This window comes from Peribacillus sp. NPDC096622 (assembly GCF_044762665.1).
In the GTDB taxonomy this organism is placed as follows: domain Bacteria; phylum Bacillota; class Bacilli; order Bacillales; family DSM-1321; genus Peribacillus; species Peribacillus frigoritolerans_B.
The window spans coordinates 109,764-127,354 of sequence record NZ_JBIWES010000006.1; the positions used below are offsets into that span (position 1 = coordinate 109,764).

The 17,591-nt window shown below is 39.8% G+C and carries 18 protein-coding genes and 1 riboswitch; of the genes, 12 read left to right on the plus strand and 6 right to left on the minus strand.

What is annotated here, in order from left to right; all coding sequences use genetic code 11:
- Positions 1-35 precede the first annotated feature (35 nt).
- Positions 36-392 carry a hydrolase gene (locus ACIQYG_RS13240; protein ID WP_402838662.1) on the minus strand — a complete coding sequence of 119 codons (357 nt, stop codon included), beginning with the start codon at positions 390-392 and terminating at the stop codon, positions 36-38.
- A 174-nt stretch (positions 393-566) separates the two neighbouring features.
- Between ACIQYG_RS13240 and ACIQYG_RS13245 the strand changes: the two genes are divergently transcribed.
- The 8 genes from ACIQYG_RS13245 to ACIQYG_RS13280 all read left to right on the plus strand — a co-directional run bounded on the left by ACIQYG_RS13245 (position 567) and on the right by ACIQYG_RS13280 (position 9,057).
- Positions 567-1,262: a hypothetical protein gene (locus ACIQYG_RS13245; RefSeq protein ID WP_402838664.1), complete on the plus strand. Its 696-nt coding sequence runs from the start codon at positions 567-569 to the stop codon at positions 1,260-1,262.
- Between the two features lie 190 nt (positions 1,263-1,452).
- Positions 1,453-2,688, plus strand: coding sequence for a S1C family serine protease (locus tag ACIQYG_RS13250; RefSeq protein WP_402838665.1), 1,236 nt, complete (start codon positions 1,453-1,455; stop codon positions 2,686-2,688).
- A 365-nt stretch (positions 2,689-3,053) separates the two neighbouring features.
- Positions 3,054-3,368 (plus strand): hypothetical protein, encoded by a 315-nt coding sequence (locus ACIQYG_RS13255; protein WP_402838667.1) that lies wholly within the window; start codon positions 3,054-3,056, stop codon positions 3,366-3,368.
- A 1,086-nt stretch (positions 3,369-4,454) separates the two neighbouring features.
- Positions 4,455-5,384 (plus strand): cytochrome aa3 quinol oxidase subunit II, encoded by a 930-nt coding sequence (gene qoxA, locus ACIQYG_RS13260; RefSeq protein WP_402838669.1) that lies wholly within the window; start codon positions 4,455-4,457, stop codon positions 5,382-5,384.
- A gap of 73 nt (positions 5,385-5,457) precedes the next feature.
- A complete protein-coding gene (qoxB, locus tag ACIQYG_RS13265) occupies positions 5,458-7,404 on the plus strand; it encodes a cytochrome aa3 quinol oxidase subunit I (RefSeq protein WP_402838671.1) in 1,947 nt (648 codons plus the stop codon).
- A complete protein-coding gene (gene qoxC / locus ACIQYG_RS13270; protein WP_048684979.1) occupies positions 7,404-8,000 on the plus strand; it encodes a cytochrome aa3 quinol oxidase subunit III in 597 nt (198 codons plus the stop codon). Before qoxB ends, qoxC begins: the two co-directional genes overlap by 1 nt.
- Position 8,001: 1 nt before the next feature.
- On the plus strand, positions 8,002-8,286 hold the full coding sequence (qoxD, locus tag ACIQYG_RS13275) for a cytochrome aa3 quinol oxidase subunit IV (protein WP_048684982.1): 285 nt from the start codon (positions 8,002-8,004) through the stop codon (positions 8,284-8,286).
- A 321-nt stretch (positions 8,287-8,607) separates the two neighbouring features.
- A complete protein-coding gene (locus tag ACIQYG_RS13280) occupies positions 8,608-9,057 on the plus strand; it encodes a YfmQ family protein (RefSeq protein WP_402838674.1) in 450 nt (149 codons plus the stop codon).
- A 274-nt stretch (positions 9,058-9,331) separates the two neighbouring features.
- Here ACIQYG_RS13280 and ACIQYG_RS13285 read toward each other — a convergent pair whose 3' ends face one another.
- Entirely contained in the window at positions 9,332-9,466 is a 135-nt protein-coding gene (locus ACIQYG_RS13285; RefSeq protein ID WP_095390432.1) for a BA3454 family stress response protein, read from the minus strand.
- 247 nt (positions 9,467-9,713) lie between these two features.
- Positions 9,714-10,571: a DMT family transporter gene (locus ACIQYG_RS13290; protein WP_402838677.1), complete on the minus strand. Its 858-nt coding sequence runs from the start codon at positions 10,569-10,571 to the stop codon at positions 9,714-9,716.
- Between the two features lie 130 nt (positions 10,572-10,701).
- A riboswitch (PreQ1 riboswitch) is annotated at positions 10,702-10,747 on the plus strand.
- 104 nt (positions 10,748-10,851) lie between these two features.
- On the opposite strand from ACIQYG_RS13290, the gene queF reads away from it, so the two are divergent.
- Together queF and ACIQYG_RS13300 are read left to right on the plus strand one after the other, a co-directional pair.
- Complete coding sequence (queF, locus tag ACIQYG_RS13295; RefSeq protein ID WP_034305880.1) at positions 10,852-11,352, plus strand: preQ(1) synthase; 501 nt, start codon at positions 10,852-10,854, stop codon at positions 11,350-11,352.
- Between the two features lie 203 nt (positions 11,353-11,555).
- Positions 11,556-12,902, plus strand: a complete 1,347-nt coding sequence (locus ACIQYG_RS13300; RefSeq protein ID WP_402838679.1) for an aspartate kinase — start codon at positions 11,556-11,558, stop codon at positions 12,900-12,902.
- Between the two features lie 157 nt (positions 12,903-13,059).
- Here the strand turns inward: ACIQYG_RS13300 and ACIQYG_RS13305 are convergent, their stop codons facing one another.
- The gene (locus ACIQYG_RS13305) at positions 13,060-14,226 is read right to left on the minus strand and encodes an ABC transporter permease (protein WP_402838681.1); all 1,167 of its coding nucleotides are present in this window, start codon (positions 14,224-14,226) and stop codon (positions 13,060-13,062) included.
- Complete coding sequence (locus tag ACIQYG_RS13310; protein WP_402838683.1) at positions 14,216-14,968, minus strand: ATP-binding cassette domain-containing protein; 753 nt, start codon at positions 14,966-14,968, stop codon at positions 14,216-14,218. The genes ACIQYG_RS13305 and ACIQYG_RS13310 overlap by 11 nt, the downstream gene beginning before the upstream one ends.
- A 162-nt stretch (positions 14,969-15,130) precedes the next feature.
- On the opposite strand from ACIQYG_RS13310, the gene ACIQYG_RS13315 reads away from it, so the two are divergent.
- A complete protein-coding gene (locus ACIQYG_RS13315) occupies positions 15,131-15,829 on the plus strand; it encodes a LytR/AlgR family response regulator transcription factor (RefSeq protein ID WP_402838685.1) in 699 nt (232 codons plus the stop codon).
- Between the two features lie 12 nt (positions 15,830-15,841).
- Positions 15,842-16,819: a sensor histidine kinase gene (locus ACIQYG_RS13320; RefSeq protein WP_402838687.1), complete on the plus strand. Its 978-nt coding sequence runs from the start codon at positions 15,842-15,844 to the stop codon at positions 16,817-16,819.
- A 107-nt stretch (positions 16,820-16,926) separates the two neighbouring features.
- On the opposite strand, the gene ACIQYG_RS13325 is transcribed toward ACIQYG_RS13320, so the two are convergent.
- Positions 16,927-17,487: a nitroreductase family protein gene (locus ACIQYG_RS13325; RefSeq protein WP_402838689.1), complete on the minus strand. Its 561-nt coding sequence runs from the start codon at positions 17,485-17,487 to the stop codon at positions 16,927-16,929.
- Positions 17,488-17,591 lie beyond the last annotated feature (104 nt).

Sequence of the window (17,591 nt, forward strand, 5' to 3'; positions counted from 1 at the left end):
CAGAACCTTTGAACTTCAGGTTCTGTTCCTATTTCTTATTTGAACTTTTGCACTTCTTCTTGTCCCTCGAATTTGTTATCTTTCAATATGCCAATTTCTTCAATATGATTTCGTGCCCTTTCATCCCCTAATTTATAAATTAGGGCATAAAGCCTTTTCATGGCTGCATCGTATTTATCATTTGCCCGGTCATGATGATAGAGAAGGTAAGGCACATGTGATCGGGCATATGCCTCCAGGTCATCTGTCCGGTGTTCCTCCAAGCATTGTTTCAATTCTGCAAGTTCCTCATCAGTTGCGTGTACAGTGAAGCTCGGATTCTCTTCAAGTTTTTGTCCGAGTACGTCGCCGCTTACCAAATCGACATGATAGGTCTGTTTTTCCTGCATCATTCTGCACATCACCCTTTCAAGTGTTTGTCTATTCAGTACCACTATTTGTAAAAAGTTAATCATGAAAGTAAACATTTCCTTAATGAAAAAGATAGGAAATAGAGGTATCGGATTCCTTATTAAATGGTTTAAGATGGATTTACAGAATAATATGTAAAATTGAGGAGTGATATAGTGAAGAGGTCAATCATGGTCATTTTTTTTGTGTTGATTGCTTCAGGCTGCGTAACAAGGAATTATGATTCCAATATGGATTTAGGGAAAAGTCAGTTGAATGAGGAAAATTATTTAGAAGCCCACGAGGCTTTTCAATTAGCTTATAAAGAAGCAGAAACACCCGAATCAAGGGAATTAATGGATCTTTCAGGTTTGCTGGCGAGTGGAATGAAGAAATACGATGAACAGGATTTTGATTCGGCCAAAAGAGATTTTGAAGAAGCAGCCGCATATAAAGCAAAATACCGGGAAGGTAAACAAATGGTTTCAAAGGCGGTGGAAATGCACCCGGTATCAGACTCCGCCACGATAGAAGCAGTAGTGGGAAATGATGATGTGAAACCGGAGGAGGAAACAACTGAAGACGGATCCAAAGCAGAAGAGGGGGCGGCAACGGATACAAAAAGTAAAGAAGTAAGCAAGGATTCGGATAGTACATTAAGTAAATCTCAGGCGGAGAAGCTTGTGAAGGATTACGTGGATATGGAAAACTTTTCGCATTTGCAAATCGAATATGATCATGATGCCGAAAAGGGAGATTATATTTTTCATGTTTTCGAGGTAGATGAACCTAGTCAGAAAAGCGGCCACAAAACCACTTGGGGCTGGTATGGCGTGAATAAGGAGACCAAAGAAGTTTATGAAGTCATGTAAGGATAACTGAATGGTCGAATTGAAGGCCCCGGTTGTGGCCTTTTTATTTTGTTGCGCGACAAAATGCAGGATTCGATAAAAATTTATATTTTTTTTAAAAAGGTAGCCTATTTCTTTATTTCTTAAGAATTTTTTAATATTTCCTGTTTATGATTGAGCCAAGTAAAGGACAATCATAGGAGGGATAAAGATGGAGAATTATAATGGTGAGGAGCAAGTCAGAGTCAATGCAGAACGGAAAAAGGGTAAATCTCTTTGGTTAGCTAGCCTTGTTTCCGGAACGGTTGCTTCTATGGTTACATCGTCTGTATTTCTATTTGGCGGAGACTTTATAGATCAAGGGAAAAGTTCAGTGAATGAGTCAACCGAAACGGCAGGTGTACAGCAAACGGACAGTGTTGAAAAGGATAAAAGTGTCACGGCGGAAAAGTTATCGACAAGTACGGATTCAAATGATAGGGCAGAGATGGTCGAATCAGCATCCAAATCGATTGTAGGGGTCGTGAATTTACAGGAGATGCAAAACCAGTACCCGTACCAGCGGCAAAGCACGGAGAGCGAAACGGTCGAGAGCGGAACCGGCTCAGGGGTCATTTATAAAAAAGCTGATGGAAAAGCCTATATCATCACGAACAATCATGTTATTGAAGGAGCTAAGGAAGTCGAAATTTCATTGTATGATGGACAAAAGGCAACGGCAGCTGTTGTCGGGGCTGATGCTTTGACGGATTTAGCGGTTTTGACAATTGATGCCTCGAAAGCACCGGAAGGAATTAAATTCGGGAATTCTGATAGCATGCGTCCAGGTGAAGAAGTATTGGCAATTGGCAACCCACTTGGACTTGATTTTTCACGATCGGTTACACAAGGAATCGTCAGTGCGACCGGACGCACCATTTCAGTCGATACCTCGGACGGGGAGTGGGCACTTGATGTCCTTCAAACAGATGCAGCGATCAACCCTGGCAATAGCGGTGGTGCATTGATCAACACCGCTGGGGAAGTGATCGGCATAAACAGTCTGAAGATTTCCGAAAACGGTGTGGAAGGCTTGGGGTTTGCCATACCAAGTAACGATGTGATTCCGATTGTTACGGAACTGATTGAAAATGGAAAGATCGCGCGCCCGTATTTAGGAGTAAGTTTGGCCAGTATAGAAGAACTGCCGCAATATTACATTCAAAATGTTCCAGAAGCTGCAGAATCCGGCGTAATGGTGACGAGTATAGAAGCGGGCTCGGCTGCGGCGAACGGAGGGCTTAAGCAACAGGATATCATTGTTGAGATTGATGGAACGAAAATAAATACTGCCGCGGCATTAAGGAAATACTTATATACTGATAAGAAAATCGGCGATAAAGTAAAAATTAAAGTATATCGAGGTACTGAAGAGAAAACGGTAACGATAACCTTACAAAAACCATGAAAAATGGTAGGCCCCTGATTATTCATCAGGGGCCTAAGTTTGTGGACAAAAGGGGTTCTATCTAAATTTCAAAGTTGATTGTAACGGAGGGTACGAGAGTCCTGCGGGAAAAGCGAGTGCCTGGAGTGAAAAACAACGCTCAAATTGTACAAACCCCTATTTAATAGTATACAAAAGGGTTACTATCGGAAAAATAGATAGTGTATTTGCACTGTTTTACAAATTATTCATATAGTCTTAAATACCTAAAAGTGAATGGTTACGCCTTCTATTTGTCAAGGTTTTCATCGTGGATATGTTAAAAAATAGAAAAGATTTGACAAATTTGTGAAATGTCATAAAATAGAAAGAAAGGGGATGAAATTATGGAAGCTAATCAGAAGATGTTAGATGCAGTGAAATGGGTATCGGGCACAGGTTGTGTAATCGGAATTATTATTTTTGCTTTAAGCTTTTTTGTAAGCGATTACAATAAGGATTATATATTTACCGTTGTTGGAATCGCCATCACACTAAGCGCAGCTGCCATTTTTCTAGTTGGTATATTTTTTGTCCTGACAGAAGAAATGGTAATGAATACACATAAAGGTGAAAGAATTGAACCGGAAACGACTAAAATCATAAAAATGAAATCAAAGACTAAAACTCATACAAAAAGAAGTACGGAATTCAGTAACTAAAACCAGGAATATAGCGTAATAAACTGGCTTACTATCATCAGATTCACCAACATGTTTGAACAAAACCAGCTGTTTTGTTTATCAGGGAGCCAATTTGATTCCAACCATTGAATGCTCTTTCATATCATTTGTATCGATAAATTTTAATTCAATACAATACACGGCACTCGTTATGCATCAAAAAATATTTCAAGCAACCCTTTGTATTAAACGGAATACATAAGATGTGCTTGGATATTCAAACCAAACTGCCCGAAATGCAGAAATAACTTTACATTTCGATAACCACGAGAAAAGGACATTTTTAAAAAGTCCTTTTTTTGTGGTTTTTTTATTGCACTTTTACTTGAAGATACAAAAGGGAAGATTTTGGGCTCCAATGGCGGGGTTGTACTTTTCTGTTAAATGGTTTCAATCCTGTCCTACTGACTGATTAACAAGACTAGTTGCAACAAGTTTGACCTTCAACGGCTGTTTAAGAATACTGACAGGGCAAAAAGTATTGCGAGGGAAAAGAAACCAATTACACACCCGGTGTTTCCTTATATATATATAATATTTGACCAGTGTTGGATCATAAGAGTATTAAAACATGAATACAACATCGTTTCCAATGCGGCTACCAATTATCAACTTCCATGGACAAGTATGAAAAAACCGTTTTAAATCATGTTTTCCAACGATAAATACATACTTGACAGGATAGGTAATATAATTCATATTCTTGAGGGGGGTTGAGGCAATATACACGGTGAATATAATGTGAAATTTTTATTTCATTATATTAGAGTAATATTAAACGGATAGTGGATCGGTAAAAAATACAATCATGTACTGATAAGTGAATTTTCATAGGTGTGTTATTAAACAATTATTATATTTCATTTGCTGAAGATTTTCGAACATTTCAGTTCATTTACCATCTTCTTACTGCTCTTTAATGAACTTTATGTGACAGATGTCACTTTGTATTGTCTTTTTTTTGACTTGGGATTAATATTGGTATGTCGGGGTTTGTGAACATGGTAACACTTTGTCCGAATAATTACCAATTGGAATTTTATTATGTAAGAAAGGGGTAGTACTATGAAAATAAAATGGGCTCTATTAACTATACTTTTTACTATTGCCACTGTGCTAACCGGTTGCGATAACCCATTAATGGTCTTGGACCCTAAAGGGCCAGTAGCTGCAACACAAGCAGATGTTATTATGATTTCGATATGGACAATGGCCTTTGTCGTCCTTGTCGTTATGGTACTGTATATCTTCATGATAATGAAATATCGTGCTTCCAAACAACGTGATGATTATGAACCGCCTCATATTGAAGGAAGTAAAGTTCTTGAAATAATTTGGGTTGCGATCCCAATTTTAATCGTCGCTTTCCTATCCGTTGTTACTGTTAAAACTACAAATGAAGTTGAGGCAACACCTAAAGGATACGGAGATCAAGAACCTTTAATCATTTACGCTTCATCTTCCAACTGGAAGTGGCATTTTAGTTATCCGGAAGAAGATATCGAAACAGTCAACTATCTGTTTTTACCAACTAACCGACCAATTGAATTTAAACTTTACTCATTCGGTCCAATCTCAAGTTTCTGGATTCCGCAACTTGGAGGACAAAAATACGCGATGTCGGACATGGTTAATACGTTGCACTTAGCAGCTGATGTACCAGGAGAGTATATGGGTCGAAATTCAAACTTCAGTGGTTCAGGTTTTGCTCAGCAAACGTTCAACGTTAATGTACTGTCTCCAGAAGATTACGATAAGTGGGTAGATGAAATTAAAGCTACTGCTAAACCGATTACTGAGGAAAAATTCAATGAATTATTAAAACCTGGTCATGTGGGACAATCCACTTACACTGGAACTCACTTAGAGTTTTCGCCAGCTCCTGAAGGGGAAAATGCTGGTCATGACCACGGATCTTCTGATACTGAAGAAAATGATTCCAAGGATTCACACGAGGAACATTCAGAACACAGCAACATGAATCATGATCACTAAGAATTAATTTCGTTCGATAAAACAACTAGGTTTACAAGATAAGGAATATTTTCCTGAAAGGAGTCACAAAAGTATGGATTACTTTGATCGATTTGCCGTACCTCATCCAAGTCCTGCGATTTATGCATCCATGGTTGCCATTGGTTTAACCATGATCGCGGTTGTTGCCGGAATTACCTATTTTAAAAAATGGGGTTACTTATGGCGTGAGTGGTTAACAACGGTTGACCATAAACGTATTGGTATCATGTACATCTTGGCAGCACTGCTTATGCTCTTCCGTGGTGGCGTCGATGCACTTATGATGCGTGCTCAAACGGCTATTCCAGATAACGGTCTTTTGGATGGACAGCATTATAATGAGGTATTTACAACACACGGGGTCGTCATGATCCTATTCATGGCTATGCCATTCATCATTGGGTTAATGAACATTGTTACACCATTGCAAATTGGAGCGCGTGACGTAGCATTCCCACGTCTGAACGCAGTAAGCTTCTGGTTATTCTTCATGGGGGCAATGCTATTTAACATCTCTTTCGTAGTCGGTGGTTCTCCTGATGCAGGTTGGACATCTTACTTCCCGCTGGCAAGTAACGATTTCAGTGAATCAGTAGGTTCGAACTATTACGCGATTGCAATTCAAATAGCTGGTATCGGTACATTACTGACTGGTATCAACTTTATCGTAACAATCTTGAAAATGAGAGCACCTGGCATGAACTTAATGAAAATGCCAATGTTCACATGGTCTATTTTGATCACAAACTTCATCATCGTTTTCGCTTTCCCTGTATTGACAGTGGCACTTGCGTTGATGACAATGGATCGTCTATTCGGAACTCAATTCTTTACGATGGCCAATGGCGGTAGCGATATGCTTTGGGCGAACTTGTTCTGGGTTTGGGGACATCCTGAAGTTTATATAGTAATTCTTCCAGCTTTCGGTATTTACAGTGAAATCATTTCGACATTTGCACGTCGTAACCTGTACGGGTATAATTCGATGGTTATCTCCATGGTAGCTATTTCTACTCTATCTTTCATTGTATGGGCTCACCATTTCTATACAATGGGTCACGGTGCAATGGTTAATGGTATCTTCTCGATTACCACGATGGCAATTGCCGTCCCAACTGGTGTTAAGATTTTCAACTGGTTGTTCACACTTTGGAAAGGTAAAATCGTATTTACCGTTCCAATGCTATACTCTTTAGCTTTCATTCCGATTTTCACGCTCGGTGGGGTAACAGGGGTAATGCTTGCAATGGCAAGTGCTGACTACCAATACCATAATACAATGTTCTTAGTAGCTCACTTCCATTACGTTTTAATCCCTGGTACTGTATTTGCCGTACTTGCTGGTTTCACGTACTGGTGGCCAAAAATGTTCGGTTTCATGTTGAGCGAAAAAATTGGGAAATGGTCGTTCTGGTTCATTACAATCGGCTTTAATGTAACATTCTTCCCGATGTTCATCACTGGTTTAGATGGGCAGGCACGTCGTATGTATACGTACTCTGAATCAACAGGGTATGGTCCATTGAATATGCTCTCTTTCGTTGGAGCGATTGGCTTGGCAATAGGTTTTGCACTTATTGTGTACAATATCTATTGGAGCACACGTTATGCGTCAAGAAATATTTCAAACGATCCATGGGATGCGCGTTCCCTAGAGTGGGCTACACATACACCAATCCCTGAATATAACTTTGCAATTGTGCCAACAGTTGATTCTACAGAAGCATTCTGGGATGCAAAGAAAAAAGGCTTTAAATTATTTGGCGGTAAAGTAGAAAAGATCCATATGCCAAATAACAGTGGTGTGCCGTTTATCATGAGCTGTATCTTCTTCGTTTGGGGCTTTGCGATGGTATTCAGCATGTGGATCATTGCAATCATTGCAACGATCGGTATCTTTGCTTGTATGATTCACCGTTCATTCGAAAAAGATCACGGACGTTATATCTCTGTTGAAGAGATCGAAGAAACTGAAAATAAATTGCGAGGTGCTAAGTAATGAAAATAGATAACTCGCTGCCACTAGAATATAGCACGGAAGAAAATCGCTTAAAGATTTTTGGATTCTGGATTTTCCTAGGAGCAGAAATAGCTCTTTTCGCTACACTGTTCGCAACTTACTTTGTATTAGTTGATGGAACTGGAAATGGTCCAACAGGGGAACATCTTTTTAAACTCCCAACCCTGATGTTTCAAACAATCTTTCTTTTAACCAGTAGTTTTACCATTGGTCTTGGAATCAATGCAATGAGACTTGGAAGGCAGAAAGCAACGATTGGTTTCTTCATCATCACCCTTATTCTTGGTTTAGGCTTCTTGGGAGTCGAAATTTATGAATTCGTGGAGTATGTACATGAAGGGGCAACCATTCAAACAAGTGCTTTCTTATCTAGTTTGTTTACATTACTAGGTACGCATGGAGCTCACGTTACACTTGGTTTATTCTGGGGAACCTTCATCATCATGCAGATCAAAAAGCGCGGTATGACTCCAGAAACAACAAACAAGGCTTTCATCTTTTCACTTTACTGGCATTTCTTAGACGTTGTCTGGATCTTCATCTTCAGTTTCGTCTACCTGAAAGGAATGATGTAATATGAAAGAATTATTCCCACGGGGCCAAGTTATGGGATTTGCCTTTTCACTAGTCCTGACTTTGGTCGCACTATCAGTTATTATGTTTGATCTCTCACTGAAAATGGCTATGATCATCCTTCTTGTTACAGCTTTCATGCAAGCTGCACTTCAATTAGTTATGTTCATGCACGCAGGTGAGTCTGAAGATAAAGCATCGATTTATACAAACGTTTATTACGGATTGTTCGTTGCATTGGTTACAATTTTCGGTACAATGCTAACAATGATTTGGGGATATCAATAATCGATTCCGGAAAAGCTGGGCGTCTTGATGACGCCCAGTTTTTTTGTATTTTAATTCTTATACTTGTCTATCCATTTCATTCATGGAAGTTTGTTAAGTAGGTTGTGGCTGAAATCATATTGTTTAGTATAACCATTTCATGAAATTATATTTATAATCGGGAAATTCTCACTTTAGAAGCGTGCCCGTGCATTTAAGTGCAATGTTCTACTAAAGTCTAAACGTTAATAGAACGGACACATCTTCTAAGAAAAACTGTCAGCCCTTTTGATATAATGAGCCATGTAAGAATTAATTTATAAATGTAGCGGAGATGATGAATTGACATTGCCGGTTTTGATTTTGACAATTATCTTAAGTTTGTTAAAAATATTGGTTTCCTGTCTTCCAACAGATGCAGTTAATTGGATTATCAGCAAATTTAAAATACACTCAGAAATTATTGATGGGAATGCAATCGTAACCTTTGACGGGAAACATTTGGAAGGTGAAGAAAAAATTCAAGTTATTAATTATTTTAATAACGCTAGATTTTTGAAGAAAAATCATATATTCCCAGGGAACGAGCAATTGTTTTTACATCCAGAGAACAGTGGGACTCCATTAGTCATTGATACTAAAAGAGGCAAAAAGGATGTTAGGTTATTAATTTTTATTTACAACGATCGCGTGGATGTAGTTAAACTGTACAAGAAGAAGGTCATTTCTTATAGTCTGTTTTCCGATAGCCTCCAAGAACGTACCATGCCATTAATAAGAAATTTAGTTTAAAAGAACATTAAAAAGACGGTCCATAAAAAGACCGTCTTTTTTTATAAGTCTTTTAATATATAATCCCATTTCAATTAGATATTTTTTTCATTATAAAAATTCTAGTATACAAACTGACATCTTAATTTTAGTGTCTTTTGAAAAAAACAATTAAAAATGTTTTTTAAGTAGGAGGGAATTGCTGCAAGAGGGTCTTTAATAGTGCATATGAAAAGTATTTTGGATAGTATTTAAGGTAATAAAAAAGCAGGTATCTATTACGATGCCTGCTTTTTTATGCTTTCCATTGTTTTTCAACTTGATGAAGGGCTTGTTGTAAAATTACTTCATGATCAGTACCCGGTTTAGTAAGGACGTTAGTTTGATAAGATTTTCCTTGGAAATCAACTGTTACTGTAACTTTTACCATTATGCATCTTTCCTTTCCTAATTCAGAATTAAATGAGGGGTTGTACCTATTTCTTTTATACCCATGGCAGAAGGATAATCAAACATTTCAAAAGCAGTAAAATTTGAAAGAATTAATATTCAAAATTATCTGATATTTTCAGGGAGGTGTCAACACTTTTTTTTTGACCTACCCTATTTTCCGGTTAAACAAAAAACGACCTGGCTTGTATACTGACAGCCAGGTTGTTTTATTAAACGAACTATATTCATATTTTAGTTAAAATAATACCGATTAATGCTGCAAGGACACCGGCAATTTGATAGGTTTTTAGTTTTTCCTTGAATATATAACATCCAGCGAATACGACAACCAAACAGTTCAGGCTGACGACAGGGAAAATGATGCTTGCGATCCCGGTGTTCAACGCAAAGAAATAACATCCATAGCCTATCATGCTTAAAAACCCTACTAAGGAACCGATTTTGACTTCCGTTAGCTTTATTTTTTCTTTTTTAAAGGCTAGAGCCGAAAGAAGATAAAGCATTCCGCCTCCATACATTGATACAAGGATATCAAGGGAGTTTAAATGAAGACGTGTTGATGTCGTCATAAGAATGCCGAGCACACCAAAAGATAAGATGGAGAGTAATGTGTGCATCATCCAAGGGACATATTGATGATTACCTTTTGCGTTAGGTGTATATTGGATGACTAATGTAGCGATAAACATGCAGACGATTCCACTCCACTGCAAGGAAGAAATATGTTCGTGGAAAATTAAAGCTGCACAGAGAATGGGGAATATTGCATTCGCTGCGATTAATGGAGATGTCAAGCTTGCCGGCCCTTTTTCAAAGGCGCTTGCCATCTGGATGTTACCATTAGCGTTCAGTACCCCAATAGCTGCCCCAAGCATGATGGATAGCCAGTTCAGCTGCAAACCTTCCGTGAATACTCCATAAAAAATGGACAAAATAAAAGCTGAAAAATAAAAGAAAAATTGGATATGTATCTTGGAATAGCCTTTTCCGCTGCTCCATTTAAAAATGCTGTTATTGATTCCGAAACATAAACTCGTGATGAGTGCTGCAAAAATCCACATTGACTTAATCTCTTCCTTCATGTAGGATAAACTTCTTCTACATTTTAAGCTGAATGCCTTCAGGAATCAAACCAAATTTAAAATGTATGATTGACAGATTAGATTTTTTTTTCTATATTAACTATGACAATTTTAAAATATTTCCCGATAAACGGGAGAGGTTCATAGCATCACCCTCTTAAAAAAACTATGGCTTTGATATTTTTCGCGAATCAACCATATCTTTGAGGAGATATGGTTTTTGTTATATAGAGGCCCATTTTATGAATCTCCCTGAAACGTGGGATTAGGAGGACTTTTCATGTCTGGAAGAAAAGAAGAAGAATTAAAAAAAGATATTACACTGCTTGGGAATCAAGGAACAAAATATACATTCGATTATGCTCCTGAAATCCTTGAGTCATTCGATAACAAGCATCCGAACCGGGATTACTTCGTCAAATTCAATTGCCCGGAATTCACTAGCTTATGTCCGATCACGGGCCAGCCGGACTTTGCTACCATTTACATCAGCTATATTCCCAGTGTGAAAATGGTGGAAAGCAAGTCTTTGAAACTTTATTTATTCAGCTTCCGCAATCATGGTGATTTCCATGAAGATTGCATGAACATCATCATGAATGATTTAATCGAATTGATGGATCCTAAATATATTGAAGTCTGGGGCAAGTTTACACCTAGGGGCGGAATTTCCATCGACCCTTACACGAATTATGGGAAACCAGGTACGAAGTATGAGGAAATGGCGAATTACCGCTTGATGAATCATGACTTATACCCGGAAACCGTGGATAATCGCTAAAGAATGGGAGAGACAATCGGCATATGCCCGTTGTCTTTTTTTAATTTTTAGCTAATCTCGATCAGTGGTTCTGTTGTTTTGTCTTTTTTAAAAAGACAAATGTCCTCCTATAATGGAATTTTCACTTGATTGTTTCGAGAAAAAGCGTAATAATAGGGAGAGTTAATTTTGACAGAATATTTACGAAAATAGGGGATGTCGAGATGAAAGTTGCAAAGTTTGGTGGAAGTTCACTTGCGTCAGGTGAACAGTTGAGGAAGGTATTCGAAATTGTTGTTTCTGATCCGGAGAGGAAGATTGTGGTCGTTTCGGCTCCGGGAAAACGCAATTCCGATGATATAAAGGTGACGGATTTATTGATTGAAGCTGCGGAACAGCAGCTGCGCGGGGATAACGGTGAGCATTTGATAGAAGATGTCGTATCCCGCTATGCGAGCATTGCTGAAGAGTTGGATATATCCGAGAGTGTCATCACAGGGATTCATGAAAATTTAATGGCACTGCTGCATGCAGACCAAACTAACCCGAAGCGCTATGTGGATGCCTTGAAGGCCAGTGGCGAGGATAATAATGCGAAGCTGGTCGCAGGTTATTTCCAAAGCCTTGGAGTAGAGGCACAGTATATAAATCCAAAGAAGGCCGGCTTGATCGTAACGGATGAAGGTGGATTTACCAAGGTGCTGCCAGAGTCTTATGATCGGTTATATGCTCTGCGAGATGAGCCGGGAATCGTTGTATTCCCAGGGTTCTTCGGATATACGTTAGATGGTGATGTGTTAACCTTCTCGAGAAGCGGTTCCGATATTACGGGTTCGATTCTTGCGAATGGGGTCAAAGCTGATTTGTATGAGAACTTTACGGACGTGGATGCCGTTTATGCGGTGAATCCAAATGTGGTTTCCAATCCGAAGGGAATCCGGGAACTAACCTATCGTGAGATGCGTGAGCTTTCTTATGCAGGTTTCTCGGTATTTCATGATGAGGCGCTGATTCCTGCATTCCGTGCGGGAATACCTGTCCATATCCAGAATACGAACAATCCGGCGGCACAAGGGACTCGCATTGTGAATACACGGGATAATACGAACGGGCCGGTTATTGGGATTGCAAGTGATAAAGGATTTTGCAGTATTTACATTAGCAAATATTTGATGAACCGGGAAGTTGGTTTTGGCCGGAAACTGCTGCACATCCTCGAAGATTATGGAGTTTCATATGAGCATATTCCATCAGGCATCGATGATGTGACGCTTATTCTAAGGCAAGACCAGATGAAAGGGGATGCCGAGAAGAAAATCATTTCCCGAATCAAGAAAGAGCTTCATGCCGATGAAGTGAATGTGGAGCATGATCTTGCCTTGATCATGGTTGTAGGGGAAGGAATGCGCCATAATGTCGGTACAACGGCAAGAGCGTCAAAAGCCTTGGCCGAAGCAAAGGTGAATATTGAGATGATCAACCAAGGCTCTTCGGAGGTAAGCATGATGTTCGGTGTGAAAGGGCACAACGAAGAGACGGCAATTCAGGCATTATATCACGAGTTCTTTTAAGTATGAGCGTTTAGGGGCCTCCTTGAAAAGGGAGGTTTTTTGGTTATGGATTTTCCCGCCATTAACATGTGTTTTCCATGATTGTGGGAAACGGTGGATTTTCATGGAGTTAAATTGGAGTGAATAAAAGACGCGCCGAGGGTTCAGCGCGTCAGGTTCAGTTCAGTACCCATTTGTCCTTTAAGAATAATATCCTTGAGACAGCAAAGAAGAGGATGATCGAGACGATGAGGGAGCTGGCTGTAAGGAAGATATTCTGGATATCGATCACACCATAAATCAATTCTTTAAAGAGTGCGAAGATGTTGAAAATCGGCAGCAGGAAGTGCTTGTTTGTTAACTCATGTAAACCTGTGCCTCCTAAGAACAATGCCGGCAAAATGACGAGCATGGTAATGGGCGATAAATAGTTTTGTGATTCCTTTACAGTTTTCGAAATGATGCTTGCGGACATTTGCAATGCACCCATGAACATCGAAAATAACACGGTGACCGATAAAGCGATCGGCAGGATCAGCCATAGATCGTTACCGAAATTAAACCCTTTTCTTAGCTCTTCCGTTAAAAAGATGAGTTCCAAGGTGACCACAAGGATGGAGATGATACCGGCAAGCGCCCCGATCGATGAAATCGTGAGCCACTTTGCGACAAGGATTTTCCCGCGGCTGACCGGAGTCATAAGAAGGGCTTCCATCGTTTTACGATCTTTTTCCCCGGCAAATAAGTCAGAAGCAAGCGGATAGGCACCGGTGCTGATGGCCATCGTGATGATCATCGGCAAAAAGATGGATAGAATGCTGAGTGAGGCGCCATTATCGGTGTCGAGACCAACTTCCTTGATGTTGACTTGCAGCGGACTGATCAGCTGGGAATCGGCCTTTATATTCTGCAGTCGTTCTTGGATTACTTGCTTTTCAAAAAGTGTTAAAGCAGATTCGATCTGAGAAATGGTGAAAGAGCTATCTTGGCTATATGTGTCCCCTGAGAGATTGAATGTGACTTGTTTTCCCTTTTCTATCTTTTCCATAAATCCTTCGCTTACTTGAAGCGCAGCGGCGGCTTCACCTTCTTGAACGGCTTTTATCGGGTCATCAAACGATTGGACTTGTATTTGGTTTAAGCCATCAAGTAAGCCTTTTGCATCTTTGCTGAATGATGGATCGACTGCAAGTGTATATGTTTCATTTTCATCCGTGTTCATCATGCTCTCATAAAATAGAGTTAGTCCTGTCAATAATAGGATAGGAAGGAAGACGCTCAAAATCAATGTACGGCGATCTCTAAGTGCTTCCTTCATTTCTTTTAAATACATATCAAGAAACATACGATTGGTTCCCCCTTACAAGTTTGGACATGAAAATATAATTTAGATCACGGCTGTTTTCTTCTGTATAAAGCGATTCCAGCTTACCTTTATAAATCAGTTCCCCTTTATGCATCATTGCTACGGAGTCACAAAGCAATGTTACCTCCTCCATGATATGACTTGAAAAAATGATCGTTTTTCCCTGCTGCTTCAGTTCCAGGACCAGCTGTCGGAAAACATTGGATGATGTGATATCGAGCCCTGTCGTCGGCTCGTCGAAAAGTATGATATCAGGATCATGAATCAATGTTCGTGAAATGGCGACTTTTTGCCTCATGCCTTTAGAGAATCCTCCAACTTTCCGGTCAAGATAATCTTTCATCCCGAACATGACGGCGAGTTCTTCGATCCGGACTTTCGTTTCGTGCTTGCTTAGCCCGTAAAGTGTGGCGAAGTATGCAAGGTTTTCGCGGGTGGTCAATCGATCATATAGACCGGTTTCTCCACCGAACAAGACACCGATCCTTTTCTTGATTTCATTCGGATTATCGATTGTATCGAATCCGGCAACATTGATATATCCATTAGTTGGAGTCAAGAGTGTGGCAATGGATCGAAGCAAGGTTGTTTTTCCAGCCCCGTTTTCTCCAAGCAATCCGACAATTTGGCCCTTCCTCACATCAAGGGAAACATGTTTAAGTGCAGTTATGAATAATTTTTTATCTTGGAATGTTTTAGTGATTTCATGAATTTCAATCATTTCGTAACCTCCTGTAATCTCTTTTGGTAGTTTTAACCATACAAACAAACGAGACGGGAATCTGCAGTTTTGTCGTGAAAATGTCATTTATTGTCGTGAAAAGGTCATTTTTCCATATTGGAATGGTAAAATAAAGATAATTTTAAATGGGGAGAGTTAAAAATGAAGGTAGGACTTGTGGATGATCGGATGATCGATTTAGACAAGCTGAATGGGATCGTGAGTCAAATACCCGGTATCGAGCTTGTCTTTTCTACGGATTCCGCTGAATATGCTTATGAGCAGATTAAACAGGAAACGATTGACTTACTTATTGCGGACATTGAAATGCCCAATTTGTCTGGTTATGAATTGGCAGACATCATCCATTCCCATGCACTGAACATTGCCGTCATTTTCGTGACCGGTACCAGCGGGTATGCGGTCCATGCATTCGAGTTGAATGTGCATGACTATATCATGAAGCCTTACTCGAAGGATAGGCTTGTCAAATCCATCGATCGTTTTCTGGAAAAATCAAAAACTGCGGAAGTGGCGGGAAGATTGTTTTTAAAGCAAAAAAATGATATTCATATTCTGCAAAAGAAAGATATTATCTTCATTGAACGTTCTGGCCGTTCCACTACGATACATACGAAAGGCGGTCCGATTAAAACCTATCAAACATTGAATGAATTGGAAGGCGAGTTGCGGGAAAGAGACTTCATCCGTTCTCACCGATCATTCATCATCAACATACATTTCGTCAAAAACTTTTCTTTATACGCAAAAAATTCTTACCTCGTTAGTTTTGAGGGCATCGAGGAGCAAGCTATGATCACGAAGGAAAGAGTGGACTTCCTTCAAGCCCAATACTTTTAAGGTGTGAAGACCGTGAATGCATTACCGATCATTACAGCCCTATTAGGGACATGGAATGTTTATGGATTAACAAAATTATTTTCGTTGCCTTTCCCGCTATGCATATCAGCGATATTCTTCTGCTTTCTTGCCTTTTTCCTTTACCGAAAGGATTCTCGCCTCTATAAGCAAATTTCACCGGGAATCTATGTGACTGCTATTCTATCAGGCATTCAGCTGATTGTTGCGATACTTTATGCAGTGATAGAACCTTCAATCGCGTATATTGGTCTTTGCCTTTTGTTCGTAGGAGTAGAAATGGTTAGGGTCGATATGGGGAGAAGTTTCCTCCGGCTGAAAAATCAACAGAAGCAAATGGAAGAAGAACGGATGCAGATCAATGAAACCTTCAGGGTGGTCCGCAGTGAGCGCCATGATTTCCTCAAGCACGTATCAGCACTCCAATTTATGATCGAACAGGATGAGGGGGCGGCGGCAAAGGAATATATGAATGGATTGATAGCTGAGTTTGAAGAAACGAATCTATCGATTAAAGGTGAAAAAGGGGTAGTTGCCGGGATACTTCATCAAATGTACAGGAGGGCAAAGGAAACTCAAGCCCAAATTGTATTTGAATTAGATGTTCCCCTCTCATCTTTACCTTTAAAGGATCATGACCTTGTGGCATTGATAGGGAATGTCCTTGCAAATGCGATAGAAGCAGCTGCATCATGGCAGGAGGAAAAAGGGGAGATAGCCCAAATCACGCTCCATTTTTATAAACGGAGCGGTATGTACCTGTTATCATGCAGTAACAGCAGTCTGCCCATACCTAATCCCATTCTGGATGCACTGTTTGAAAAACACGGTCAAACCACGAAATTAGGGCCGCATGAAGGGATGGGTACAAAAATCATCGCTGATATCGTGAAAAAACATCAAGGGTATTTGGATTTCACCTATAAAAGTGAAGAATTCAACTTGAAGATTAAGGTGCCGGCTATTATATAATCATCTTTAATGGATTATGATAAGTGGAATGCAACATTTGCCCGTTAATGATTGTTAAATATAAAAGGAAAGCCTCCAAATGGAAGATTGGAGGCTTTCCTTTTATTTTAGTCCATAATGGTCAAGAGTTGATCGATCGCGTTCCTTGGACGCGGGGCAGGGATCATATCGGGATAACCAACGTGAAGGCTGCCGACAATCTTCTCGCCTGGTTTCACGCCTAAAGCTTCACGAAACTCCATGCTGTGTATCATGCCGTATGTTTCCCATATCATCCCGATTCCCTGTTCCCAGGCAAGCAGGCTGAAATTCTGGATCAAGGCACTTGTAGCCGCATAATCTTCTTCACGTGTCATAGGATTCGGATGCTCTTCCATGATCACTGCGACAAACATCGGTACACCTATAAGTTTATTATATCCTCGCTGTCCGGCTGCTTTTTTCTTTTCAGGGTCCTTCTCTTTGCCTTCCATGAATGCACGGGTTGCTTCTGCGAGTTTTAAACGGCTATCACCATGCACCACGATGAAGCGCCATGGTTGGGTCATTTTATGGTTCGGTGCCCATGTTGAAGTTTCCAATAATGATTGGATGGTATCGATAGGAACAGGAATGTCCTTAAATCGTTTGATGCTGCGCCGTTCTTTAATGATACCTTCTAGTTTCATGACCATCCTGCTCCTTTAAATCATATATGTAAGTTTAATAGTTGAAAAAAAATAATCCCCGGCTGCCTAATATGCTTCCAATGTGAATAAATTACTTGAATAAA

Coding starts and splice junctions, on each gene's coding strand:
- ACIQYG_RS13315 (WP_402838685.1), top strand. CDS start 15,131: ATGAAGGTAGGACTTGTGGATGATCGGATGATCGATTTAGACAAGCTG.
- qoxD (WP_048684982.1), top strand. CDS start 8,002: ATGAAAGAATTATTCCCACGGGGCCAAGTTATGGGATTTGCCTTTTCA.
- ACIQYG_RS13310 (WP_402838683.1), bottom strand. CDS start 14,968: ATGATTGAAATTCATGAAATCACTAAAACATTCCAAGATAAAAAATTA.
- ACIQYG_RS13240 (WP_402838662.1), bottom strand. CDS start 392: ATGATGCAGGAAAAACAGACCTATCATGTCGATTTGGTAAGCGGCGAC.
- ACIQYG_RS13250 (WP_402838665.1), top strand. CDS start 1,453: ATGGAGAATTATAATGGTGAGGAGCAAGTCAGAGTCAATGCAGAACGG.
- ACIQYG_RS13300 (WP_402838679.1), top strand. CDS start 11,556: ATGAAAGTTGCAAAGTTTGGTGGAAGTTCACTTGCGTCAGGTGAACAG.
- ACIQYG_RS13325 (WP_402838689.1), bottom strand. CDS start 17,487: ATGAAACTAGAAGGTATCATTAAAGAACGGCGCAGCATCAAACGATTT.
- ACIQYG_RS13290 (WP_402838677.1), bottom strand. CDS start 10,571: ATGAAGGAAGAGATTAAGTCAATGTGGATTTTTGCAGCACTCATCACG.
- queF (WP_034305880.1), top strand. CDS start 10,852: ATGTCTGGAAGAAAAGAAGAAGAATTAAAAAAAGATATTACACTGCTT.
- ACIQYG_RS13285 (WP_095390432.1), bottom strand. CDS start 9,466: ATGGTAAAAGTTACAGTAACAGTTGATTTCCAAGGAAAATCTTATCAA.
- ACIQYG_RS13305 (WP_402838681.1), bottom strand. CDS start 14,226: ATGTTTCTTGATATGTATTTAAAAGAAATGAAGGAAGCACTTAGAGAT.
- qoxB (WP_402838671.1), top strand. CDS start 5,458: ATGGATTACTTTGATCGATTTGCCGTACCTCATCCAAGTCCTGCGATT.
- qoxA (WP_402838669.1), top strand. CDS start 4,455: ATGAAAATAAAATGGGCTCTATTAACTATACTTTTTACTATTGCCACT.
- qoxC (WP_048684979.1), top strand. CDS start 7,404: ATGAAAATAGATAACTCGCTGCCACTAGAATATAGCACGGAAGAAAAT.
- ACIQYG_RS13255 (WP_402838667.1), top strand. CDS start 3,054: ATGGAAGCTAATCAGAAGATGTTAGATGCAGTGAAATGGGTATCGGGC.